The sequence below is a fragment of the Novipirellula herctigrandis genome, assembly GCA_007859835.1.
In the GTDB taxonomy this organism is placed as follows: Bacteria; Planctomycetota; Planctomycetia; order Pirellulales; family Pirellulaceae; genus Novipirellula_A; species Novipirellula_A herctigrandis.
Genome location: SJPJ01000001.1, coordinates 5,677,430 through 5,701,350 on the forward strand (window position 1 = coordinate 5,677,430; position 23,921 = coordinate 5,701,350).

A 23,921-nucleotide genomic window follows, 5' to 3' on the forward strand; every position below is an offset into this window, starting at 1 on the left:
GTTGCGGCGGCTAGGAATGACACGATGAAATGCCAGTATTGTGAAAAACCCGCGACGTTCCATATCACGGAGCTCACCGAACCCAACGGGCCCAAAGTGATGCATTTGTGCGAGGAACATGCCCGGAATTTCTTGCAGAAAGAGGCCACCAGCCCGGTGGCTTCGGTCGCCGGCGCGCTAGCCAAACAGCTACAACTCGGGCAAACCAAGGCGGAACTTGAAGAATTGGACCAAAAAGAGTGTCCGGTTTGCGGCATTAGTTTTTTCGAGTTCCGTAATACGGGACGGCTTGGTTGTCCCTACGATTACAGCTTTTTCGAGAGCGATTTGATCCCCTTATTGACCAACATTCACGATGCTACCGAGCATGTCGGCAAACGGCCGCGGCGGTTGGCAGCGTCCGCCGATTCACAGGCTCGGATGATCCAATTGCGACGTGAGATGGAAGAAGCGGTCGAATTGGAAGACTATGAACGAGCCTCGGAAATTCGTGACGAACTTAAGAGGATGGAGTCGGATTTGAACCAACCTGCCCCTGAAGAAACTGCAAATGGCAATGAAGATGAGGCGAACTCGCCCGAAGGTGAGGACCAATCGTGAATCAAGAAACGGACTTTAATGCCTTAGCAAGAAACTCGGGCGAGTGGCTTCGCGGAACGGGGCCGGAATCGGATATCGTGATAAGCAGTCGGATTCGCTTAGCACGCAACTTGGCCGACTTTCCGTTTATCCGCCGATGCAGCGACGAAGATCGTGATAGCATTGAACGAACCGTGCGGGCTCGCATGGAAGCGATCGAAGACTGGAACGACATTCGCTACATCGACATCGAAGAGTTGTCGGAAATCGATCGCCAATTCTTGGTGGAACGCCAATTGATCAGCCGCGAGATCGCTGATGCCGATGGGTCACGCGCGGTGGCGATGGACCCAGGCGAACAATATAGCGTGATGATTAATGAAGAGGATCACCTGCGAATCCAGGTGATGCAAAGTGGGTTGGATTTGGATGCCGCTTGGGCTCGCATCGATTCACTTGATGATCAACTTGAAGGGTCGATCCTTTACGCGTTTCACGAAAAATACGGTTACTTAACGGCCTGTCCAACGAACGTTGGCACAGGGCTTCGCGTGAGTGTGATGTTGCACTTGCCCGCACTGGTGATCACTCGCCAGATCGAAAAAGTTTTTCGAAGTATGCAGCGGATCAATGTGACCGTTCGTGGTTTATACGGTGAAGGCTCGCAATACTCAGGCGATTTCTATCAAGTCAGCAATCAAGTCACGCTCGGGCATAGTGAAAAGGCTCTTTTATCGTTAGTGGGTGACGAGGTTGTGCCTCAAATTATCCAGTACGAACGAAAAGCGAGGGCGTTTTTAGTCGAACAAAATCAACAAGATTTACACGATGACGTGAGCCGTGCGCTCGGGATTCTAAGCACCGCGAAGAAGATCAGCAGCGAAGAGACAATGCACTATTTGTCTAAAGTTCGAATGGGTGTCAATTTAGGCCTGATCGACGATGTCGAACTCGCAACCATCAACAAGTTATTCATCCATACTCAACCTGCACATTTACAGAAGTTGCATGGTCGTATGCTCGGTTCGTCGGACCGCAATGTACAACGCGCGAGCTATCTTCAACGCCATTTGCATGGCGAACAGGGCGAAGGCGAGTTCAATTAGTCGAGTTAACTCGGGGAATATTAACTCAGGCGATGTTAACTTGGGGGCCGGCGGCCATGAGTGCATATGTTAATGTGCTCATTGGTTAGGTTCGCTATTTGCTCGGTCACCCCAAATAAGTCAAACTTCACCGAAACACGATTCACACTCCTACGGTCGTGTGGCGATGCGGCGAACGGGTTCGGTGGAGCTTTCGATTTGCACTAGCCCCACACGTTGAAGGTGCTCGTTCACCGTGACTATCTGCTGCGAATCTAAGGACGGCGCAATGAAACCCCAGTACTTCTGGTCAATTCGCATCAGCGCCGCAAGCGACCGCGGTGTATCTTCGACCATCGGCCTCAATTTGCGAATGGTTGCTTTGACTCGGGCAGTTTGTTCAGCGTCGAGATTGTCCGATAACGCATCTTGGAGCACAGGAACCACAGGGGTTCCCCATGACAATAGCCGCTTCTGAGCCGACGTTCGCGTTGCGCGGCGGTTGGATCGGAATGCGTCAACACACGTGGTGATCGCGTCAACCGAGGGGGCAGGGGAGTCGGCAATTTGGTTTATCAGGGTCGCGTCGGCGTCACGGTTGATTTGTGCGAGCGATCGTCCACACAATACACGCTCGATCAAATTGCCATAGTGCAGATCGAACACCGTCGAGTTCTGCAGACGCACATGTAGCAGAGTCGGGCCAACGTAGTGTTCGGTCAACGAATCACGTTGGATCGTCCAACGAATCGAGCCGAACTCGGGTTGGTCTAAGTTGCTCCGTTCGGACGTCTGTGGCAACCATGATTCAATCTGAACGTGGGTCGCTTCTTGAACGCTTAATACGAGATGCTGGTGTTTATTTTGGTAGACGTAGTGCAGCGAAGGCAATCCACGATCGGCCGTGACCGAAATGCTTTCTAGCACGCCACCTTCGCGATTTTCGTCGCTGCCTTTTCGATGGCGTGGTGCGTCGAGTCCCAGCCGCCCTTGAATAAGTTGGAACCGAACCACGCCACCTTCCGAGAAGAGCTTGTCGTCCTGTGGGGGCCTTCGTGTCGAAGAAAGACGCTCCTCCTCGGGCGGTCTTTGAGCAAAAGACGCCGCGTCTAGAATGGACAAATCGAGTAAGACGGCAATCAGCAAACGCCACTTCATCTTCGTACCCTCCTTTGGGTGCAAATGGTTTCAGTGGACGCACGGGCCGAACCAAGTCGGGAGCGGCCCGACGAGTCCATTTTGCAAGTATCGACAAAATGTCGCACTAAAATGAAGAGGAGTTTTTTTAGCGGCGGATCCGTTACCGTTAGGGAATTGTCGGTGGTGGACTTGAGCGAGCTTGACCTACGAAATGAGTGCTTTTCGATAGATCAACTTGATGTCATTGCCGATTTGCTGGCTACCAACCAAGCGTAGCTGCACAGCTTCCGCTAGCGTTTCAAACCCTTTTCCGCCGATCGGTCCAGGGGCGGTGCGACCGCCGAAAACCTTGGCACCAACGTAGATATGGTACTCGTCAATTTCGCCCGATTTGACGACACTGCCCATCAATTCGCCTCCGCCTTCAATCATCACGTTGGTCATTCCGAGCGAGCCAAGATGCTCGATCCCTTCGCTTGCGATCGACACCAAGTCGGATGATTTGCATCGATACACGTTTGCGCCGAGCCGTTGTAGTGGTGCCAAGCGTTCCGCGTTGATCGTCGATGAAACGATCAGCAATAGTGGACCTTGCTGAGCTGACTGCACAAGCTTCGACGAGGTGCTAGGCAAACGGGTCGAACAGAACACCACTCGCGTTGCTGTGCGTGGGCCCGTTGGTCGGGCTGTCAGCATTGGATCGTCCGCAATCACCGTTCCCATGCCAACTAAGATTGCATCGCAGCGGCCTCGGAGAAGATGAACATCGTGTCGTGAAGTCTCGTTGGTGATCCATTGGCTTTGACCAATCGAAGTTGCGATTCGTCCGTCGGCCGTCATGGCCCACTTTGCGATACACCAAGGCCGCCCGGTTTGAACTCGTTTTCGGTAGGCTGAATTCAGCTCCAGTGCTTCGTGTTGCATCACGCCAGTGGATGTTTCGATCCCTGCAGCGTTCAGCTCCACTAAGCCGCCACCGTCGACTTTGTCAAACGGGTCGGTCATTGCGATGACCACGCGGCGTACACCGGCTTTGATGAGTGCCTGGCTACATGGCGGTGTTTTGCCGAAATGGCAACAAGGTTCAAGTGTCACGTAGGCTGTTGCGCCGCGTGTCGTTTCGTTCGCTTCTTGGCACGCTTGCAACGCGTTTACTTCAGCGTGTGCTTCGCCAAACCGCTGGTGATACCCTTCACCGATGACCGTTCCGTCGCGAACGATCACACAACCCACCATCGGATTGGGTTCCACTGAACCGAGTCCCTGTTCAGCCAATTGAAGTGCCCGTTTCATGAAGCGGGCGTCTTCGCATTCGTGTTTGATGGGTGTGGGTGAGTTCATGCGTTAGGTAATCGGTTCACCTGTGCTCTCTCAGTCCATTCCGGGGACCCACAATTTACTGCCTCCTGAGGAGGAAGTATCCGACGGTGCAGCGGTTGGGTTGTCAGGCGTCCAGAGTCCGCCTCCTGCCTCTGCTGCGGGTGGCACTGCTCCGCCACCGGCCGGGCCTGGGCCTGCTTGCCGTGGCGAACCATCGGGGCGAATCAAGCCGTAGGCCATCAACATTTGTTGAAGCTGTGCCATCACCTCGGGGTCGTTGCTGTATTTGGTGGTCAGTTCTGCGATCGCTTTCTGGAAACCTTCACCATCGCCAGCCTGCAATCGCAGTCCAACTTCGCTTAGCAAAAGGCTTGCCGCAGGCAATTCGTTTGCGTTGGCGAATGCCTTCGCTTCATCGAGAGTTTCAATTGCCACTTTGCTGCCTGGGGCGGCATTCACGAGCATTTGATAGGCCAGCATTTTGGCCATCTTCATTTCTTCGGGAAGGTCCGCTGCAATGATCCGTTTTGCAAATTGGCGTGTAGCCGGCGTCGCCGAAATTTGCTGTGCTCGTTGCAGCAAATACAAACACGAATCTTCGCTCAATTCACTCGCATCGATTCGGTTTAGGTCGGTGTTTGCGACCGTTTCGATTTCTTCGTTGGTGAGTTTGATCATTGGCAAAGGTTCAAGTTTGGCCAATGAGTAGACTTCGTTCATGATCGCCTCGCCCTTGGACAAGATCGCATCGTATTGCTCGACGACACGTACAACGACGGTCCGCTCAAGTAGTTTCGATGCGTCGTCGGCCGTGTCGAGTAGTGATGCGTCGCCGAGAATGCCGAGCTTCGTTGACACGATCGCTTTGGGCAGCCGCTGCTGTACCAACTCGTTCTGCATCGCTTCGGCTTCATCGGGTTTTGCCTTGAAACGAATCATAGCCACTTGTGGTTGCGTGGCTACCAGCAGTGGTAGCGGGCTTCCGGCTTCCTCTTTGATCTCGCTTGATTCACCAATCGCATTTCGCAGAAGAGTTTTTACTTGTTCGGCGTCAGAACCGCGGACATCGAGCACGTCGGCGCGTGCGGAGCGATCGGTTTGTTTTCCAAAGACGAGCACGATGCCAAGCGATTCGGGCACTTGGTCAATCGGGGGTAAGCCTTCGGCCGCATCAGGACAATCGCGATCGAGAATCTGGAATGCGCAACGTGGTGGTACGTCGTCCTCGGATTCACGCATTTGCGCCAACATTTCGGCCGGCAACGAAACAAACCGGGAATCAGCTGTTATCGCGATTTCGACTTCGTCCGCATTCTCAATATCGAGGGTCATGCGACAGCTAGTGGTCGTCAACTCGGTGTCTTCGGGATTGACCAAGCAGGCCAAGGCGCGATATTCAACGCGACTTTCCATGTCGAGCGACTCGCACGCGGAAAGACTCTTGCAGAAGCTGCTTTGTGCAGCGACATCGCCTCGCCAAATCGCACAGGTCAACAAGCCCGACAAGATCGCAGGCTCTTGAGCATAGGTGCGTCGCAGCGATTGAAACTTCGACTCGGCAAGCAGTACTTTGTTACTACGCAACAGCGTCGCCGCTTCGTCGTAACGTTCGCCCCATTCAGCGTCCTTCGGTCGGGCAATCGCTTTTGGAACCGACTTGATCAATTGGTTGAGCGTGCCTGATCCATTGAGTTCCCGAAGAAGTGACGCCGACATTTGGCTCCCTTCGTAACCGGTCGCCATCATCGACAAGCTGGCGTAAACGCGAGCGGTTAGGTAGGCCCCTTTTTGCGCCAAGTAGAACGCTACTGCGGAGGAAACATCGAGTACGAATGAATCGACTTCGCGACCACTCTCGGTCAACGCTTCGAGCATCGAGTCGGTTGCCGCTTTCACATCGCCGCTGAATACTTCAGCAGCAGCTCGCTGGGTAAGTGCCAATGGATTGCTCGGTTGCAATCGAATGAACCGGTCTGCGTTTTCGGCCAAGGAGCTGTACTCACGAAGATCCAACAGCAGGCGACCACGAATGGCCAATGCCCAAGCAGCATCAGGATGCTCCGTGAGGATCGTCGAGAGCCGATCGAGGGCTGGGACGACTTGGCCGCCGTCGACCATTTTTAGCACTCGATCGAGCTCGCTGACGGAGTCCTTACATTTGCAGAACTTGATTTTCTTTCCGCTGCCGCAGGGGCAGTTCGCATATTGGTCAACTGACATCAGTGTTTACAGCTTGGTCGGGGTAGACAAACGCATAGGTAGCCTCGCGACGCGGCGGGGCCTCTTGTGGGCATGACTTTACCATGTTTGCCTGCTAAACCTGAACCCCCGAACAACGGCTGGCCGCTTCTCGGCGGCGAATATTTCGCGAAATCATCTGTTTCTGGCGAGTTCCAATGGCTTCGTAAGATCGCCGATTGCAGCACCCTTGGTTATACTCCGCCCCTATGAGCAGAAATGAATCGTCCAAACGCAAGCCGAGACAGGCAGCGAAACAATCGAAACCAAAATCGCGGGAAAAAGCGAAGCCGACGAAACTGCGCGTCATTGGCGGCGATATGCGAGGCCGGCCCATTGTCTATCACGGCGAAGAGTTCACCCGGCCGATGAAGGACAATATCCGCGAAAACCTGTTCAACATCCTCGGTCGTGCCGTTCGCGGAGCAATCTGTTTTGACATGTTCGCTGGAACGGGAGCATTAGCGATCGAGTCGATTAGTCGCGGTGCATCCAACGCGATTGCTATCGAACAATCCAATCGTGCAGCCCGGTATATCCGTCAAACTACCGAATCGCTCGACATCGAATCAAAAGTAAAAATACTGGTCGGAGACGCCTTTCGGTGGGCCGAAATTGTCTTGGCGCCACCAGAAGACCCAGATGATCCGATGATTGGAGTCCCTTGGATCGTTTATCTTTGTCCGCCCTACATCCTTTGGGAGGAGGAACTCGACAAGCTAAACCAGATCATCGAACGTGTACTGCGTTTTGCCCCGCCCGGCAGTGTGCTGGTGGCGGAAGCAGAAAAGAAATTTGATATCGAGCAGTTGCCAAAAGGAAATTGGGACGTTCGCGTCTATGGGGGAACTCAGTTGGCGTTCATCGAACCAGCGATGACGTGTGGGCTTCGAGAATGACGGCTGCGGCGATGATTACGCGAATGATTATTGCCGAGTCCACTGAGTGTAGTTGTCGCGATATCCATGGTGTTTTGACCAAGTCGGTTGAGTTTTTACACCGAAATATCCGTACGAATAGGGTGCCTTCCATGTCGGCTTCTCTTTCGCTTGGGGAATCATTGTCGGGCTGTGGGTCATTCTTTGGCGATGGGATGTGTGGGGCGGGTGATCCTGGGCATACCGAGACCCCATGTTCTTCTTGATCACTCTCGACTCGGGAGATCGAATCACACGGTGACTCGGGGCCGGATCGCCAGTTGGTGCGAGTGGTGGGAAGAGGTTCGAGAAAAGTCCGACCTCTTGACCGTGATTGCCAGTCGCCACGTTCGCGTTTTGCGGACCCTCTCTCGGAATGGGATCGGAAAGCGGTGGTGGTTCCCAAGCGGGGGTTGAATGAGGAAACGCCGATGCGGACGGTGAAGCCTCGAACTGTACCGGTCGTGGCCATTGCGAGCCATCGCGATTGGGGTGCCATGGCGTGGGCGACTGGGCGGCAGCTTGAGCTATCAAAGTCGCTGACAGAATGGTCGGTAGTAAAATCATTCGAACATTATCAAGCATCTGCAAACTCCGACTTGCTTCACTCTGGCGAACTTGGGTTGACATTGCGGGTTGGTCTTGTCTTAAGGATCGGTTGCCAAGCGTCTTGAACTTTAGCTTCCTGGTCAGATCCCGGTGTGAAAGCGAGTGATTTGGTGCGGCAAACTTGGAGGTTATCCGCGTACAAACTTGGAAAATTGCTCTGGTAAAGTGAGAGAAAAAAACTGTATTGTGACTTAGCGGTGATGCGGGCGAGCCCGATTGTCCCAGTCATTCAGGTAGGAGCGGTTAGGTCATCGCGTCTACTCTCATCGAAATGCAGTCATGCGGGGTGGGGGCAACCGGCGATGAGTAGCCACAAGGCGCAAACGCGTATGCCACCGGTCAAAGGCCGGGCGAATACACTGCCATTGGGCGAATACACTGCCATCGGGCAAAAATACACTGCCATCGGGCAAAAATACACTGCCATCGGGCAAATTCGGAGTGCTCAAACGGGTGTTAATCATCCACATCCATTTTTGGGTGCACTGATTCGTCGGAAATTAGATCAACCCAAAATCCCCGTCGTGAGCCATCTTTGCGACAGCGACATGGGCCGTACCGAACAAATTTGGAAGCTGTTTATGACTATCCCACGTCGACAATTCTGTGCTCTTCTCGGATCAATTGCTGCAACAGGTAGCTCGATCCCTTTGTTTGCCGAAGACCGCGAATTTGCCGAACCGGTGCATCGTGTTGCAAACGCCACTAGCGTCACGCCGAAGCAAATGACTCATCCGCTCGACCGTGCCCTCGAAATGGCTCGTGACGGACTCGAAAGTTGTCGCAAGCAAATCGACGACTACACCGCGATTTTGGTTAAACGCGAACGAGTCGGCAGTTCACTAGGCGGCCACGAATTCATGTTCGCGAAAGTCAGGAACCGGAAAGTCCACAATGGGCAAATTGTTCAACCACTGAGCGTGTATTTGAATTTCTTAAAACCGTCGAGCGTCAAAGGACGCGAAGTCATCTTTGTCGAAAACCAAAATGACGGAAACATCATCGCACACGAAGGGGGCTTTAAAGGAAAGTTCCTGCCTACCGTGTCGATTCCGCCTGATGGGATGCTAGCAATGCGAGGGCAACGCTACCCCATGACCGAAATCGGCGTTGAAAACTTGATCGTCAAATTGATCGAACGTGGCGAACAAGCCAAACATACTCCGGGTGTGAAGTGCGAGTTTCGCAAAAACGCGAAAATCAAAGGTCGTACCTGCACCGTACTGCACGTCACTCAGCCAATCAAAACGCCGCAAGGTGCCGAGTTCCATCAAGCGGAAGTTTTCATGGACGATGTCGTCAATGTTCCCATTCGATACGTCGCCTACGATTGGCCGCAGAAACCCGGTGGGCCGTTGAACGTGCTCGAAGAGTACACCTATTTGGACATAAAAGTGAACGTCGGATTGACCGATGCTGACTTCAATCCGCATAACGACGAATATAATTTCTACTCCAAGTAGAACATCGATCCTAAGCCGGAGTCAAATTGGCCTCGTGTCAAGACGGTGGGAACACCTGCGGCGCGAGCCTTCTTCAATCGTTCAACTTGCACATGCGGTCCATAAGCAATTAGTTTTGCATCAGGACATCGTTCAGCGACTTGCGAGACGATTTCCGGGATCAGCCCGCTGCGTGTGGACAAGTCGACGATCACATATCGGACCGTTGACAAATCCTCTCTGGGTAACGAGCCACCGAATAGGAACTGCCATCCCGCGTTCTCTGCCGCACCGCGTACTCGCGATGCAAACATCAGATCGCCCGATAGGAACGCAACGCTGTTTGGGATTGCATCATTGGCCATTTCGTCACTCACGCGATTCCCTTGCGTTTATCCACTTCTGTTTTCATGAACTTCAATCCGTTAGTCGCCAACGTGATTTCGTCCTTGAACATCCGACGCCAAATCTTCGTCGCCGCCGCCACTTCTGGAAGTGCGAGCCCAAACGCTTCGATCACCATCCAGCCGTCGTAGCCGAGTGCGGCAATCGCGTCAAAGGTTTCGTCCCAATGGACGTGTCCTTCGCCCGGAGTACCACGGTCGTTCTCACTGATGTGGACGTGAACGAGTTTGTCACCGCAAACCTCCACCGCGGGCGAGATTTTCTTTTCTTCGATGTTGCTATGGAACGTGTCGTACATCATACCGCACGCGGGGTGATCAACCTCGGCAACAAAGCGTCGAGTGTCGGCGTGGGTGTTCAGTAGATAACATTCAAAACGATTCAGTGTTTCAACGGCCAACTGCACACCGACTTTTGCGGCATGTTCGGCGACTTCTCGCATGCTCTGAACGCCCCATTTCCATTCGTCTGCGGTGGGGCCTTTGCCGCTGAAAACACCAAGTGCGGAATGGTATGGACCGGCTAATGTCTCGACGCCCGCTGCGGCGCAACAGTCGAGTGTCCGTTTGGTGAGCTCGATTCCCTTCGCCCGAGTCGCGGGATCGGGCGAAATGGGGTTATCCTCTTCGATCCGAATGGTGGTCGACGTTCGCCTAAGCCCAATGTCATCAAGTTGCTTACCAAGTTGGGCATACGGAAGATCGAGATTGTGGATAGGAAGTTCAACGCCATCGTATCCAATCGCTTTAAGCTGTTCACAAATGGGCATCAAAGCATCCGTGACTTCGCCGCTCCAAAGTAGAAGATTCATGCCGTACTTCATTGTTTGCCTGCTGTGCTAAGGTTGTTTGAAAGTGGGGAAGGGGGAATCGCCATCGGGCGGAGTCATCAACTCGCTGCGACGAGATTCCACAAGGTCGCGGGCTTCGTCAAACCAATCGAGCAACGAATCGGGAAGCGGCGCTAGTCGCACTCGGCTCATTACTTGGTTCAACCGAAACAACAGTTTCTCATTGTCGACGTAGTCATACAAGAACTGAACCTGAACAAAACGGTCGATCACCGGTGCCAATTTTTCGGTCGGCTTCCCTGTGATCACGTTTACTGCTGATTGCACGTCCTTGGACGACACGTCGTCTAGCAATCGGTAATAGCGGTCAGCGATGGACGGATTGTCTCGAACCCAAAGTGAATCGAGCAAAATTTCCACTAAAATATGGCCGACAAAGGTCGGCCGAAAACCGGCATCGCCCGGCAAGCGATCACGAAGTTGGACTGCTAGCGTCATATTGGTTTCTGCAAACGCCAATGTTTCGTGGAACCAAGAATCGTCTTCAACGTGACGGATGATGCCTTGTGCGACATCACGCACGATCGGATTCGGGTCGTCGCGAAACAAGACTGCATGTTTTCGTCGTGCTCGGATCTTCCGATCCACCACGCTCAACCAATCCGGCACCGCGGTACCAGCTGCAACAAACGGTGAACCAAAGTACGGAATGGCGTGGCAGAGAAAATTCATGCCGACTAGGGTACCAGCAATCCGAGCCTCATGCGACGCGGCTGAAACTTAACGGTTAAGGCTGCGTTCCGGGGACTCTGGTCATTGAGCGTGAGCAGCCCGTCGCCCGAATTTGGCGACGCCCATGTCGATGCCTTCAAGCAACCAAACTCGCATCGGATGGCTCGCGGCAATCATCAAACATGCGCAAATCAACGCTGTCACCGGACCGGTTAATAAGGTAGCGGGTAAAAGCGTGATCATTAACATCGCTAAATCAAATCGAAAGCCACATCGAACCATCGCGATCCAAATGCCGCTAAGCACCACCGCGTGTGAGCACAATGTGGCGACGACTGCGCCATGTAATCCCCAAAGTGGTAGAAGAAGCGTGTTGAGAATAATGTTGATCACTAAGCCTACCGTGATCGCGATTCCCACCAACTTGCCTCGTTCGGACACCCACAAATAGTCTTGTCCAACTGTCGCAAGCGAGGACCAAATGTAAAATACGAACGCGATTGGCATTAAAGCCAAGCCATCGGCATAGCGATTTTGAAGCAAACTTCCAAACAACCAAGGAGCGAAAAACAGAACGGTTGCACTGCCAATGGTGAACAGTACCGAAACGGCGGTTAGGATTTTTCGCATCTGTTCAATCACTGCCTCACGTCGACCTGATTCCCAATCAGCAGCCAAATAAGGCATCAGCACACCGCTAATCATGGATGCCAAACTGATTAGCAACACGGGGAAAATCCGTCCGCTGTGATATTGTCCCACTGCCGCTTGACCGGCCATTTCACCGCCGCCGGTGAAATGCAGGATCATGTAGCGGTCTGACATCTCGAACAGGTTGCTGAGCAAGTTCATGGTCCATAGTGCGGCAGCATACGGCAAAAGTCGTTGCCACATCGACGAAGCATCAAACGGAGTATCACTCTTGGGCAATCCGTCCCATCCTTGATAGAGAATCCATGCGCCGGGGACAATCGCGATTACCGAAGCCACCGCAAAACTGAGAATCAAGCCTTCAAGCCCACCACCAAGTAGCAGCCATGAAACACCGATGATGGTGAACAAGACGCTCTGCAAAAATTGCATCAGCGAACCAATTCGGATTTGCCGAAGCGATGAAACCAATTGATGAACGAAGTTGAACGCGATGATCGCCAACACGCCGATCGCGACGCTGTGGGTCAAACTCCGGTTGTCGCTTTCCAAAAAGATTAGCCATCCAAACCAATCTGGCGCGACGACCATCCCAACCAGAAACGCACCACCACATAGGACGGTCGTCATTAACAAACGCCGTACTAGCGAACGCAGATGGCCTCGTTGTCGATAGGTTTCGACGTATCGCGGTAGCGAACCGGGCATTCCGAACAGCATCACGGGCGTGATCATGATGATGAAATCAAATGCCATTGCCCATTGACCGACGACCGTATCATCCATCAAGCGGCAAAACCAAATGCCTCGGAAAAAACCGAGTGCACGTTGGATGATTGTCATTGCCAAAACAACAAGCATCCCCATCGCCAAAGAATCGGCGGCGAAGCTGGCTTTCGTTTCAGTGCTTGTCTTGGCCACAGCAGTCGGGGGTGAAAGGGAACGCGGCAGTATCACGCGACGAACAGAATGTCTCGCTTAAATGTGGGTCGATCTGCCACACCAAGCCCAGGAAAGCGATGCGGGACGAAGAAAAATGCGTCCCAAAATGGCAATCGGATCGGTTGTAACGATTAGCCCTTCCGTATCCGGGCGGTCATTGATTGTCACTGCATTCACTGTCACCGCCATCACTGTCACCGCCATCACTGTCACCGCCATCATCCTTCCACTATGCCGGCATGCGTGATGCCGGCATGCGTGTATCGTAGCGCCACTTGATACCGGCAAACGCTCGCTGATACCGGCAAACGCTCGCTCAGGGCGGCGAGGCTCCGAGACAAAGGCATGGAACTTATTGCTCCAAGCCATCGCTCAGCGATGTGCCACCGTTGTGTCACGGTTCCTGAATTTGAATTTCTCGGAGATTGCCCAGCCCAAAACCTGTATAACTACTGAGGATTAGGAATGTTGCGATCTAACGAAGAAACGGTTAGGGGAAACGCGATGATACGATGGCTGGTAACGACTGCGAAGATATCGGGGCTTTGTATTTCGGGTCTTTTGGTTTTGGGGCCGATGGCGTTTTGTGTCGCTCAGAGCGAACTTGGCCTAGGTGACGCAATCACCAAGTCCGGCAAAATCATGGCTTACTCTTCGATGCCGCTGGACGACCTCGGCCCCATCCGTGTCGCCTACGATACAACGGGCCTACGGAGCATCTCACCGGCGCCTGCGCCGGGTATTCATCCACGAATGCTGAAGAGTCCCGATGATCGTCCGGAGATGGTCCGCATCTACCGGACCACTCCACAGGGCCAACGGATGTATGCCATGATGATCGGCTGGTGCGACATTCTCAAAGGCAAGATCCATTCGTTGGACCAGTGTCCCAAGAACGAACTGGATCAACCGTTAGCCGCTTATCAGCGATCGCATTTTGGCGAGCTTGCCGACCAGTACCAGCGGATTTTGGCCGGCGATTTGGCCGGATACGAGCCAAGCCTTAACGATTACGTGATGGGGTGCATGGCTCTTGAGGCCTATCGCTGCTGGATCGAAGACGATGCCGCCTCGGGAAAGGAACTGGCTCGGGCGATGGTCAACATCGCCAAGTCAGCGAGCGATGGAATCAAGCCCGGTGATCACGTCGGTGAGATCGGTGCCTACAACATGGGCTTCTGCTACGACTTTAATTACAACTTCATGGCTGACGATCAGCGTGACGTTGTTCGCAGCGTGATTGCCAAAATTTCGGCCCATCAATCTCACTATGGAGCATTTCTTCCATCCGAGGCAACGACTAGCAACTGGTGTGCGCTAGATAGCTTTTTGCCGCTGACGTTATTGGCCATCGAAGGTGAAGAGGGTTTCAATCGCGACTACTACGACGGGTGGAAGCGGGCGTACTACAACTTCCTGACGTACGGTTGGTATGCGTCCGGAGCTGGCTATGAGGGGCTGGGCAAGAACTATCAATTCGTGACAACCTTGATTGCGTTGGCGAAACGCAGCGAGCCGCTTGTTGGCCACCCTCATGTCCGAGCATACGGTGAAAGGTTTCTGCCATCGATGAGTTTGCCAAACCAGCAAGGCTTTGTGGCTTACGATGATTGGGGCGGCACCGGTGCAGACACCGTTGTTGGCGACTACCGTTTCAATATCAATGACGTTGTGGGGCTTAAGTGGCTATACCCACAATCCAAGCCGATTGACTATGTTTGGCGGGCCTATTTTGGCAAGAACTATGAGCGGTACACGGACCTGCGTCCGGCTGGCTATTTCAGCTCGGCGATGATCGCGGTTCTGTTTCCGTCGGTGCCGCTTGGCGATGGCGAGCCATCGGCTGACGCTGCGGGCTTGCAACGGTCGTTCTTTGCGCCGCAACGTGGGCTGATGGTCACGCGAAGTGATTTTACCTCCGATGCACTGTACCTGCAAATGCACACGCGACAGGATTTGGGTGGTCACACGCACGCGGATCGGACTAGTTTTATGTTGGCCGGATTAGGCCGACTCTGGTCGCCAATACTCAGCATGTCGGGCGGAAGCCGGTTCGGTAATATTGTTGAGACGCGATTTCACAGCAACATTCTGATTGACGACATGGGCCAAGGTGCATCCGGTGGTTGGGCGCCTCAGCCGGCTCGAGTAATGGACTATGTCGACAACGGCGGCGGGACGTTTTGCGTGGGTGACGCCAAATACGCCTACGATTGGATATGGATGCGGGACGGCGCCGATGACGAGTCGAGTATGCTTGGTCAAGGTTGGCAAAAGGTTTCCGAAACGCCGAATGATTTTCAGTACCGTCCCGTGGATTTGCCATGGATGAATCAATCCTGGTACGACCGAGCTCACTGGTTGCGACCAGGCGAATCGCAGCGATGTGTTAAGAAGCCTTTCAATCCCGTTCAACGTGCTTTTCGTACTGCCGGCATCGTCCGCGGCAAGCATCCCTATGCGCTAGTGATCGACGACATTCAGAAAGACGACCAAGTACATAACTTCAAGTGGTTGATGCAGTTGTCGGACGACCTGGAAATCATCGGACGATATCAGTTCAGTGAAGACTCGCCCATCACAGCGATGGTCTTGGGCGCCCCCGATGATGATCGCCAATTGTGGGTCTGTATTTTACAGAGCGATCGCGACGATACGCTGCACCGTTATTCCGATATTGGCCGAGTGGAACAGTACATGGGCAATGTCCGCTGGGGCGGGGCAAGTAAACGGCTGGTAATCGAATCGTGGGCCAAGTCGCCTGAGTATAAAGTCTTGTTGTGGCCTTTCCGAAACCGTGAACGCCTACCAGAAGCCAATTGGAACGCTGAAAAGGAGACAGTGACGATTCAGTGGGCCGATCAAGTCGATACGATAACCTTTGCCTCTTCTGAAGCAAACCGAACGACATTCACCGTCATGCGTGATGAACAAGAAGTCGTGAAGGTGGACTAGCGAGTCGTGAAATGTGATCACTGCGAATAAACCTCAACGATGCTCCTGCGAGCGCGGCTGCAAAGCAGTGGAACGTAATTCGGATCCGTGGAAACACACTATTGGAGATTCGATGAATTTGAACCCTTACGAAGTTCCATCCAGCCAGCCGGATCTTGGTCAAGCAGCCGGCGCCAGCAACCGAACATGGCTTTCGGCCTGTGGCGGGTTTATTGGAATCGCATGCTTGGGGTCGGCTCTTGGTTTCGTGATTTGGACCGCCAGCATTTCAAGCGGCTTGTCTTTTTTTATGGTTGCAATCCTTGGTTGGGTCGCCTTTCCATTTGTTCTTTTATGGCTAGCCAGCATGCGAATAAAGGCTTTCGCGGGCAAAGCGGCGATTGTTGTCATACTCGTGGCAACTGCCGCTTTTGGTGTCTGGGCTTTCGATGCGGTTGATGAGGATGCGCAAGGGGCTCTCGTCTTGCTGTTCGCTCCTGCTTACCAACTCGTTGGCGTGTTTTCTATGTTAATTGTTTACTTTGTTGTTGGGTGGATCGCACGACGAGCTCGTTCGCTGATTCATCGTCAAGAAAGCTGACCTGAGAAGGACTAAAAAGCATAGAAGTATATTGTCTTGAGGCAAGAGTCGGTGCAGCGGTCCTTAAGGATTTTTTGATGCCATCGAAAATTTCGTAGTATCCTTCCGGTTGAGTTAAGTTGTCAGCGGAGCAGCGAGAGGACTCATTGTTTAAAGACAATGGGCAATTGTAGTGCTGCCCCCAAATTCCGTTACTTGCTGACAAGGCACTTCGGAAATCCTGTTTCATTTGGCTTGCCATTGAGAACTGTCTTGCTAGATTGTTGCGTTCTTCCCTCCCCTTTTTTCCTACCCGATGGTTCTCACTGTGTGCTACTTATCCTCAAGCACCTGAGGAACCACGATTCGTTTTGAAACAGGTCTCTAATAAAAATTGAATATAGCTTCTCAAAGGTTGCATGTGCATCGCTGCTGAGTTTGTTCATTATCGCAGCAGTGGGGTGTGGTGAATCAACACAACCCGTTGCAACGGAAACAAGTGAGCTCGAACAGTACTTAGAGGACCATCCAGAATTAAAAGAGCCGAAGGAAGAGCCGGATTTTAGTGGTCTGAATCCAACTTCTTAGTGCTTTGATAACTTCTAGTTTTGGGGAAGCGAAACTCGTCAAGAGTTTCGAGCTGCACCGTGAATCGCTGAAAGTCTTGATGACTTCCGCTGCGGAGCTCACCCTGTTTTTTAAAAAAATCTGGACGCAGTTCTAGCCATTGGAACTGCGTCTATTGCTGCATCGTCTTAGGACGATTTTTTCTACTAACGAGACCAACAAGTCGTTGGTTTCCGTCTTTTCGTTTTTCAAAAAGGTTCATTGTCATGAAGGTTAAGCTTAGAAAGCGTGGCTTCACTTTGGTGGAGCTGCTAGTTGTGATCGCGATCATTGGCGTGTTGGTAGGGTTGTTGTTGCCAGCGGTTCAAGCCGCCCGTGAAGCCGCCCGTAGAATGAGTTGCAGTAACAATTTCAAGCAAATTGGCTTGGGAATTCACAACTACCATTCTGCGTATAACCAGTTGCCCAAGCATGGATCGGGCACGTACGAATCGTCCGTGACGGTTGCTGCGAACAACTCGAAAGACCCACCGGGAAGCAATCGATCTGACTTGTCAATTTTGGTTGGTTTGCTGCCTTTCATCGAGCAGCAAGCTTTGTGGGAGCAGATCAGTAACCCACTCGATAACGATGGTACAGGGCCGAACATTGCATTCCAGGCATTCGGGCCGTGGCCTAATCGTTCGTTGGCAGAACACCTAGCGAACCCTTACGACCCATGGATGACCGAAGTCCCTTCGTATCGATGCCCAAGTGATCCGGGTGTTGGTCTGCCTGCTCATGGTCGCACCAATTATGCGGCTTGCTTAGGCGACTCGGGAACCTTAAGTCATATCGGTTACATTGGTGACTGGGGTGGGATCTACAATAATGGATGGCCACCGATCGCCAATACGACTCTACGTGGTGCTTTTAAACCACGTTTGAAGTCCAGTTTCCGAGATATTCTGGACGGACTTTCTAACACGCTTTTGATGGGCGAAATTATCACGGATCTTGGGGACAATGATAAGCGATCAAGAGCAGTTAATAGTCCCGCAGGTGATCTGTGGAGAGCCAATGGACCGTTGTCATGTCGTCCATTCGTGGATCCGCTTCGGCCTCAGTTCTGGAATGATAACGGCAGCACTCCGTTTACGGGGGATGCGGAACAGCGACGTGGATCGAAATGGGCAATGGCTCGTCCTTTCTATACCGGTTTCTTAACTGTCTTAGGGCCCAACACCGAAGCATGCGTACAATCGACTCAGGAAGGCGAAGGCAACACTTCGACCAGTAGTCGTCACCAAGGCGGTTGTCATGTGTTGATGGGCGATGGTGCGGTGAAGTTCGTAACTGATTCGATCGAAGCAGGTGACAACACGAGTACCCAAGTGCGAGTAGGTGGTGGATTTCTACCTCCAGGCTCAGCGAGCCCATTTGGCCTTTGGGGGGCTCTCGGGACTCGTGCCGCTAAAGAGACGATCTCCGAAGAACTGTAGTAAGTCGCCCAGAAAACGGTTGGACGACAATTAATGATTGCGGGTGGGATGGCGCTGTTCTTGCAGAGAACAGAGGCTTTACCACCCGCTTTTTTTGCGTGCTTCTGTCTAACATTGTGCGAGGATCTGTGTCGATCCAATCGTTCGTCAAACCTCCGGCTGAATTGGGCGACGTTTTGTTGCCCCTATTCTTGTGGGGCTGGAACAAGCTCACCCACCGCAAATGGGGGTGTCTTGTATCGCAGTTTCCATCTGCCGGGGGCGTGAATTGACTATCGAAGTGTTCGCTCACGACCAAAGCGATATACTGTGGTTTGAAAACATGCCAATTTCAAATCAGATTCGGCAGCTTCAAAAGCAACGAGACCCCTGGTCGATTGAACCTCTCCGCAAACCCTCCCGCCTCGGACATCACAATGAAAACTCATTCATTCTATTCGGCCATGATAGTATGCGCTATCGCCGTTTCCCAAGCTTCCGCAGAAACCCCGAAGTGGGCAGTCGTTGTTTCACCCGCCGGTTCGGTTCAGCTGAAGTTGAACGGGAATGAAGCGGGATCGATTCTTCCTGGTCTGCACGAAGTGGCATGGGAACCCGCGACGTTCAAAGAGGGCAATTGGGGGCAAACGGTCGATGACGGCATCCATCGCGGAACGATCGCTACCAAAAGCGGAACGATTGTCGATGTTGAGCTACGGCTAGACGCGGAGAATCCGACTGCTCGCTTCGCGTATCGGCTCACACCAAGATCAGACATCAAACTCAATAGCTTCTTCGTCAGTCTCACGTTACCGTCGGGCGATTGGGCCGGCGGTACATTCGAAGCTGATGATCATTTGGGGAAGCTGCCGGCCGAGTATGACAAGATGGCGTTGCGTTCGGGGCCAATAAAGTCGCTTCAGTTGAAAAGCCCCGATGGCGACTCGCTCGCTCTGAATGTTTCGCAAGGTACGTCGGTCCTTTTGCAGGATGACCGACAATGGGGGCAAACGTTTTCGATACGCGTTGGGCCTCGATTGGCCCAAGGCGAAGATTGGCCAGCCGGTGAAACGCTCTCGATCAACTTTGCTTTGTCTAGCAAAGATGGACTCGGAGTTGAAGAAGATGGACCGATCACGGTTGTACCGGGTAAGGATTGGTTGCCTCTCGACGTGACGCTCGACGTTGAACCAGGTTCAGCGATCGACTTCAGCACGGTCATCCCTCGTCATATGCCGGCCGGGAAATACGGTCGAGTCATTGCGAATTCAGAGGGCAAATTCGCGTTTGCCGATCAACCTAATGAACCGGTCCGTTTCTACGGCGTCAATCTTTGCTTCTCGGCTCACTACCTTTCGCACGAACTTGCCGACAAGCTTGCCGAACGACTTTGGCGGTTGGGCTACAACGCGATTCGAATCCATCACTACGAGCGTGAGTTGATCCAACGTTCATCGCGCGACGGTCTAAGTTTCGATTTGGAAAAGTTAGACCAACTCGATTACCTATTTGCGGCGCTCAAGAAACGTGGCATGTACGTTACAACCGATCTGTTTGTCTCTCGTCCCGTCTCCAAATCAACGATTTATCCCAGCGAAAATGGAATCAATGAGCAGGGGAATGTCGGCATGGACGAGTACAAGATGGCCGTGCATGTGAACGATCGTGCCTTCGAGAACTTCAAGGCATTTAGTCGAACGCTTCTTGATCACGTCAATCCCTACACTCAACTACGGTATGCTGACGATCCGACATTGTCGTGGCTCAGTTTGGTAAACGAAGACAATCCAGGGAATTTCATCGGTAAACTCGAAGGAGTGCAGAAATCTGATTGGCAAACCGCTTGGAATCACTGGCTTAGCGATCGCTATGGAGACCGCAAATCGCTGGTCGCCGCTCTTGGCGATCTTCCCGAGGATCACTCTCCGGCCAAGGGAAATGTTCCGCTGCAGAACGTTTATGCTGACACGTCCGCATCTGTAATCTTCAACGTCTTTCTAGCCGAAATCGAGCAAGACTTCTTCAATCGCACCAAGCAATTTCTACGGAAGGAACTGGGTTGCCAAGCATTGCTAACCGATATGAATTCGTGGACCAATCCGATGCAAATGCAAGCGGTTCGCGACTCGTTCGATTATGTCGACGACCATTTCTACGTTGACCATCCAAAGTTCTTGGAGCGTTCATGGTCGTTACCTTCGAGTTGTCCGAACACCAGCCCGATTGCCGAGGGTGCATCGGGTGGGCGTCGTTGCGCGTTCACTCGGCTATACGGAAAACCATTCACGATTACCGAATTCAATTACTCCTCCCCAGGGCGTTTTCGTGGCGTAGGTGGTATTTTGACTGGGACGCTCGGAGCCCTTCAAGATTGGGACGGCTTGTGGCGGTTTGCCTATGCACACAACCGCGAAAACGTCGCCAAGCCCGGGCCGCTCAATTACTTTGATGTTTCCGCCGATCCGCTCAACCAAGCGGCGGAACGTGCCAGTCTATGCCTGTTTCTTCGTGGCGATATCGAGCCAGCACACCATGCGGTTGCGATCACTGCAACGCGAGAGCAGCTTCTTGATTCACCCACTAGTTCACGAGACAAGACGCCTTCGTGGGACGGTCTTGCCTGGTTGGCACGCGTTGGCTGGAAGGTCACTGGTCAAACTAACTCCAATTCCGAACAAGTGGTTCTCCCCATTGAAGGAGGCAAGATTGATCCGTTTGGAAGTGATGCAGGTAATCGCATCTTCCAAGGCATGAAGCAAATTGGTTGGCTTGATGTGAGCAACAGCACCGAGCTAGACAAAAACCGTTTTCAGAGCGACAACGGCCAAGTGACAATCGATGCACCGGAGGACATGCTGACGCTTGATACCCCCAGAACGGCAGGTGGTTTCGCGCCCGCTGGCAAGCAAATCAACACGAAGGCAGCCACGATCGCAATCCAAGATACCGGTGCAACCGTTTGGATTAGCAGCCTCGATACCAAGCCGATTCGCCAAAGTAAGCGATTGCTGATTACGCATTTGACCGATCTGCAGAACACGGATGCTCGCTATGCGGATAAAGGCCGTAAAATATTGCTTGATTGGGGCCATTTGCCGCACTTGGTTCAAACTGGTCGAGCAATGGTGTCATTGCGAATCGATGATCCATCTCATGCCAAAGTTTACGGTCTTGCCGCCAGTGGCAAACGGATCAGTGAAATCAAGACGACCATCGAGGCGGGGCAACTTGTGGTTCCGTTGTCGGTTTCGGACAACGGAAAAGCACGGATGTTGTATGAAGTGCAAATTGGTGCGCCAGCTATTTGATCAGGGGTTGCAGCAGTTGCCGTCTGGTTACGACGCTTCGCATTTCGCCTTGGCCATCATACAGGACTGCGACGACACTGCCCGCGTCATAGAGTCGCAACAACACTTTCAAGTGTCGATCAGTGACTTTGCAGCGCACGACCGGTTTCATATCAACAACGGGTTGGGCTAAGCAAAGGTCGGAATATCGCAGAAAGCCAATGATTCGTCCGTGCCGTTGAACCAAGACAATCGGATGATTTCGACGACGTGCCTGATGCGTGGCAACCTTGATGTCAACCGGTGCTTCGACCACAGCCAACCGTTGTGGTGGCACTCCGAAGGAGATAGCGGTTTGATTACCGACTTCGAAAAGGCTCTGAGCAAGTCCGCGTTGGCCCGCCGACAAAATGCCTGCGGCATGACCATCGCGAAGGACCTGATCTAATTCGCCACGAGCCATCGCTAAGCGAACTCGGAAAGGGGTCTCACCCGTAAGCAAGCGAAGTGCATTGCCAAGAAGACCAAGCACAATGGTGATCGGTACGAATAGGACCGTTGCGAACAGCAGGGCAGGGCGGGTTGCTTTTAACAAGCGATAGGGAGCGTGAAAGAAGAGGTATTTCGGCAATAATTCCCCGAGCACGAACACGATCGGAGTCAGCAAAATCGGACCAGCAATTTCCGCGACCGAATTGCTTCCGAACAATATCACCATGGCCATCACCGTCGCGAACGATACCAAGTAGTTGGCAACATTATTGCCAACCAACATCGTCGCAACAAAAATTGCTGGATTGTTGAGAAGCCATACTAAGGCTCGGGCCGTTTGCGAACCGCTTAAACCATCGAGAACTAAACGGGTGCGTGAAACGCGATACATACCCGTTTCGCTGCCGCTGAAAAATGCGCTCAACAGGATTCCGACGGCGAAGATTGTGATAGCGACAATCATGATCTCACCTCCGGCGAATCGTCTGTATCGGGCGTATCGGCTGACTTCGGGAGACTTACTTCAATCCAAACACCATTTTCAATCTCTTCGGTCACTTTCAATCGATATCGGTCTAGCGGCGCTTGGTCACCGACTCGGGGCAATCGTTCATTGTGACGTTGAATCAACCCGGCGACTGTCGTAACGCCTTCTTCACGCGTGTCGATTTTCAGTCGTTTGGACAACGCTCGTGCGCTGACTGTCCCGAAGACGCGGTAGAGATCCTTTTCGATTTCCTGAATTGAGGCTTCACCGAGTTCTTCGTCTTCATGATCTCGCCTTGCCGTGAAGACGCGTCGAAGGATATCGGCGATCGTTACGGCGCCGAGGATTTCGCCAAACTCGTTCACGATCACCGCGACGCTACGGTCTTCGTCATTGAGTTGGTCGAAGACCTGTGACGCTCGAGCGGACCAGGGTGCATAGATGACCGGTTCCATCGCGCCGAGAAAATCATCCAATTGACTTGGACGCAAAAGTTTTACTGGTATCGCAGCAGTGATCTCGTCCCCCGTGGCGTTGGTAACCATTAAATATCCACCCGGTGGCGTTTCGGTCAATCGAGTGCCTGCAAGTTTCTCAGTCGGGCAGAGTTGTAGCTTGCTTCTCAGACGCATCAATTCGCCAACGCGGGTTTCGGACATCTCGACGAGTCCTCGTAGTACCATGCGTTCACGCTGCAATAGTGCGGCGTCATCGGTACCAAGTTCAATCGCTCGTTCGATATCCGCCAAATCAATTTCGGGTTCTGGGCGAAAAGATGGCCAAAGCAATCGGCCGACCGCCAAGTTGGTGGTTTTGACAAGCGGCAAAACGGGGCCGACAATTTTCACGGCTAAATCAAGCGGGAAGGCAACCAACAGGCAGATGCGTGATGGAGCGAGTACCGCGATACTCTTGGGCAGCATCTCGCTAAAGAAGATCAGAACCATCAGGCTACAAAGTGTAAATCCAACAGCAACCGAGGGACCCGCACTTGGGTCATGTTGAAGCCTCGCTCCGACGATCGACGCGATCGCGAAGTAGGTCATGTTGATTAGCAGGTTCCAAAATAGAATTGCGGAAAGGAGTCGATCCGAATCGGCGAGCATTCGTGCTGCGATCCGCCCGGTCGGACCGGCCTTTTTTAGTCGCAATCGGTCGCGGTTGTGGAGTGAAAAGAACGCCGCTTCACTGCCACTAAAAAAAGCACTTAGCAAGACTAGCAATATCATCGCTAGCAGCCACATCCATGCTTCGGCAACCATGG

At 52.8% G+C, this 23,921-nt stretch carries 19 protein-coding genes; 8 read left to right on the plus strand and 11 right to left on the minus strand.

Translation table 11 applies throughout. The annotated features are described in order from the left end of the window. Positions 1-24: 24 nt before the first annotated feature. Positions 25-600 carry a UvrB/UvrC motif-containing protein gene (locus CA13_RS20780; RefSeq protein WP_146399885.1) on the plus strand — a complete coding sequence of 192 codons (576 nt, stop codon included), beginning with the start codon at positions 25-27 and terminating at the stop codon, positions 598-600. Continuing rightward, entirely contained in the window at positions 597-1,685 is a 1,089-nt protein-coding gene (locus CA13_RS20785) for a protein arginine kinase (protein WP_146399887.1), read from the plus strand. The genes CA13_RS20780 and CA13_RS20785 overlap by 4 nt, the downstream gene beginning before the upstream one ends. Positions 1,686-1,835: 150 nt before the next feature. On the opposite strand, the gene CA13_RS20790 is transcribed toward CA13_RS20785, so the two are convergent. The 3 genes from CA13_RS20790 to CA13_RS20800 form a co-directional block, all read right to left on the minus strand. Beyond that, positions 1,836-2,822: a hypothetical protein gene (locus tag CA13_RS20790; protein WP_146399889.1), complete on the minus strand. Its 987-nt coding sequence runs from the start codon at positions 2,820-2,822 to the stop codon at positions 1,836-1,838. A 186-nt stretch (positions 2,823-3,008) separates the two neighbouring features. Continuing rightward, positions 3,009-4,145, minus strand: coding sequence for a bifunctional diaminohydroxyphosphoribosylaminopyrimidine deaminase/5-amino-6-(5-phosphoribosylamino)uracil reductase RibD (gene ribD / locus CA13_RS20795; RefSeq protein WP_146399891.1), 1,137 nt, complete (start codon positions 4,143-4,145; stop codon positions 3,009-3,011). A gap of 30 nt (positions 4,146-4,175) precedes the next feature. Then, the gene (locus CA13_RS20800; RefSeq protein ID WP_146399893.1) at positions 4,176-6,344 is read right to left on the minus strand and encodes a tetratricopeptide repeat protein; all 2,169 of its coding nucleotides are present in this window, start codon (positions 6,342-6,344) and stop codon (positions 4,176-4,178) included. 227 nt (positions 6,345-6,571) lie between these two features. On the opposite strand from CA13_RS20800, the gene CA13_RS20805 reads away from it, so the two are divergent. After that, on the plus strand, positions 6,572-7,261 hold the full coding sequence (locus CA13_RS20805; protein WP_146399895.1) for an RsmD family RNA methyltransferase: 690 nt from the start codon (positions 6,572-6,574) through the stop codon (positions 7,259-7,261). 27 nt (positions 7,262-7,288) lie between these two features. On the opposite strand, the gene CA13_RS20810 is transcribed toward CA13_RS20805, so the two are convergent. Next, entirely contained in the window at positions 7,289-7,864 is a 576-nt protein-coding gene (locus tag CA13_RS20810; protein ID WP_146399897.1) for a hypothetical protein, read from the minus strand. Between the two features lie 326 nt (positions 7,865-8,190). Between CA13_RS20810 and CA13_RS20815 the strand changes: the two genes are divergently transcribed. Further along, complete coding sequence (locus tag CA13_RS20815; RefSeq protein ID WP_419194638.1) at positions 8,191-9,351, plus strand: DUF1571 domain-containing protein; 1,161 nt, start codon at positions 8,191-8,193, stop codon at positions 9,349-9,351. Here CA13_RS20815 and CA13_RS20820 read toward each other — a convergent pair. The 5 genes from CA13_RS20820 to CA13_RS20840 form a co-directional block, all read right to left on the minus strand. Beyond that, positions 9,339-9,707, minus strand: a complete 369-nt coding sequence (locus CA13_RS20820) for a histidine kinase (protein ID WP_419194639.1) — start codon at positions 9,705-9,707, stop codon at positions 9,339-9,341. The genes CA13_RS20815 and CA13_RS20820 overlap by 13 nt on opposite strands. Next, positions 9,704-10,558: a sugar phosphate isomerase/epimerase family protein gene (locus CA13_RS20825; protein ID WP_146399899.1), complete on the minus strand. Its 855-nt coding sequence runs from the start codon at positions 10,556-10,558 to the stop codon at positions 9,704-9,706. Before CA13_RS20825 ends, CA13_RS20820 begins: the two co-directional genes overlap by 4 nt. Positions 10,559-10,573: 15 nt before the next feature. Next, positions 10,574-11,257 (minus strand): hypothetical protein, encoded by a 684-nt coding sequence (locus CA13_RS20830; protein ID WP_146399901.1) that lies wholly within the window; start codon positions 11,255-11,257, stop codon positions 10,574-10,576. Positions 11,258-11,338: 81 nt separating this feature from the next. Then, positions 11,339-12,829 (minus strand): lipopolysaccharide biosynthesis protein, encoded by a 1,491-nt coding sequence (locus tag CA13_RS20835; RefSeq protein WP_146399903.1) that lies wholly within the window; start codon positions 12,827-12,829, stop codon positions 11,339-11,341. 57 nt (positions 12,830-12,886) lie between these two features. Beyond that, positions 12,887-13,219, minus strand: coding sequence for a hypothetical protein (locus CA13_RS20840; RefSeq protein WP_146399905.1), 333 nt, complete (start codon positions 13,217-13,219; stop codon positions 12,887-12,889). Between the two features lie 135 nt (positions 13,220-13,354). Here CA13_RS20840 and CA13_RS20845 point away from each other — a divergent pair, with 135 nt between their 5' ends. The 4 genes from CA13_RS20845 to CA13_RS20860 all read left to right on the plus strand — a co-directional run bounded on the left by CA13_RS20845 (position 13,355) and on the right by CA13_RS20860 (position 21,699). Then, positions 13,355-15,805, plus strand: a complete 2,451-nt coding sequence (locus CA13_RS20845) for a hypothetical protein (protein WP_146399907.1) — start codon at positions 13,355-13,357, stop codon at positions 15,803-15,805. Positions 15,806-15,917: 112 nt separating this feature from the next. Continuing rightward, on the plus strand, positions 15,918-16,385 hold the full coding sequence (locus tag CA13_RS20850) for a hypothetical protein (protein ID WP_146399909.1): 468 nt from the start codon (positions 15,918-15,920) through the stop codon (positions 16,383-16,385). Between the two features lie 812 nt (positions 16,386-17,197). Next, positions 17,198-18,412 (plus strand): DUF1559 domain-containing protein, encoded by a 1,215-nt coding sequence (locus CA13_RS20855; RefSeq protein ID WP_146399911.1) that lies wholly within the window; start codon positions 17,198-17,200, stop codon positions 18,410-18,412. 416 nt (positions 18,413-18,828) lie between these two features. Further along, on the plus strand, positions 18,829-21,699 hold the full coding sequence (locus CA13_RS20860) for a glycoside hydrolase 5 family protein (RefSeq protein ID WP_146399913.1): 2,871 nt from the start codon (positions 18,829-18,831) through the stop codon (positions 21,697-21,699). Here the strand turns inward: CA13_RS20860 and CA13_RS20865 are convergent. Together CA13_RS20865 and CA13_RS20870 are read right to left on the minus strand one after the other, a co-directional pair. Further along, the gene (locus CA13_RS20865) at positions 21,692-22,633 is read right to left on the minus strand and encodes a CNNM domain-containing protein (RefSeq protein WP_146399915.1); all 942 of its coding nucleotides are present in this window, start codon (positions 22,631-22,633) and stop codon (positions 21,692-21,694) included. The genes CA13_RS20860 and CA13_RS20865 overlap by 8 nt on opposite strands. Beyond that, entirely contained in the window at positions 22,630-23,919 is a 1,290-nt protein-coding gene (locus tag CA13_RS20870; protein WP_419195134.1) for a CNNM domain-containing protein, read from the minus strand. Before CA13_RS20870 ends, CA13_RS20865 begins: the two co-directional genes overlap by 4 nt. Positions 23,920-23,921 lie beyond the last annotated feature (2 nt).

Bases quoted from the DNA above. Each gene is read 5' to 3' on its own strand.
- CA13_RS20780 (WP_146399885.1), top strand. From the start codon at position 25: ATGAAATGCCAGTATTGTGAAAAACCCGCGACGTTCCATATCACGGAG.
- CA13_RS20790 (WP_146399889.1), bottom strand. From the start codon at position 2,822: ATGAAGTGGCGTTTGCTGATTGCCGTCTTACTCGATTTGTCCATTCTA.
- ribD (WP_146399891.1), bottom strand. From the start codon at position 4,145: ATGAACTCACCCACACCCATCAAACACGAATGCGAAGACGCCCGCTTC.
- CA13_RS20800 (WP_146399893.1), bottom strand. From the start codon at position 6,344: ATGTCAGTTGACCAATATGCGAACTGCCCCTGCGGCAGCGGAAAGAAA.
- CA13_RS20805 (WP_146399895.1), top strand. From the start codon at position 6,572: ATGAGCAGAAATGAATCGTCCAAACGCAAGCCGAGACAGGCAGCGAAA.
- CA13_RS20810 (WP_146399897.1), bottom strand. From the start codon at position 7,864: ATGCTTGATAATGTTCGAATGATTTTACTACCGACCATTCTGTCAGCG.
- CA13_RS20815 (WP_419194638.1), top strand. From the start codon at position 8,191: ATGAGTAGCCACAAGGCGCAAACGCGTATGCCACCGGTCAAAGGCCGG.
- CA13_RS20825 (WP_146399899.1), bottom strand. From the start codon at position 10,558: ATGAAGTACGGCATGAATCTTCTACTTTGGAGCGGCGAAGTCACGGAT.
- CA13_RS20830 (WP_146399901.1), bottom strand. From the start codon at position 11,257: ATGAATTTTCTCTGCCACGCCATTCCGTACTTTGGTTCACCGTTTGTT.
- CA13_RS20840 (WP_146399905.1), bottom strand. From the start codon at position 13,219: ATGGCTTGGAGCAATAAGTTCCATGCCTTTGTCTCGGAGCCTCGCCGC.
- CA13_RS20845 (WP_146399907.1), top strand. From the start codon at position 13,355: ATGATACGATGGCTGGTAACGACTGCGAAGATATCGGGGCTTTGTATT.
- CA13_RS20850 (WP_146399909.1), top strand. From the start codon at position 15,918: ATGAATTTGAACCCTTACGAAGTTCCATCCAGCCAGCCGGATCTTGGT.
- CA13_RS20855 (WP_146399911.1), top strand. From the start codon at position 17,198: ATGAAGGTTAAGCTTAGAAAGCGTGGCTTCACTTTGGTGGAGCTGCTA.
- CA13_RS20860 (WP_146399913.1), top strand. From the start codon at position 18,829: ATGAAAACTCATTCATTCTATTCGGCCATGATAGTATGCGCTATCGCC.
- CA13_RS20865 (WP_146399915.1), bottom strand. From the start codon at position 22,633: ATGATTGTCGCTATCACAATCTTCGCCGTCGGAATCCTGTTGAGCGCA.
- CA13_RS20870 (WP_419195134.1), bottom strand. From the start codon at position 23,919: ATGGTTGCCGAAGCATGGATGTGGCTGCTAGCGATGATATTGCTAGTC.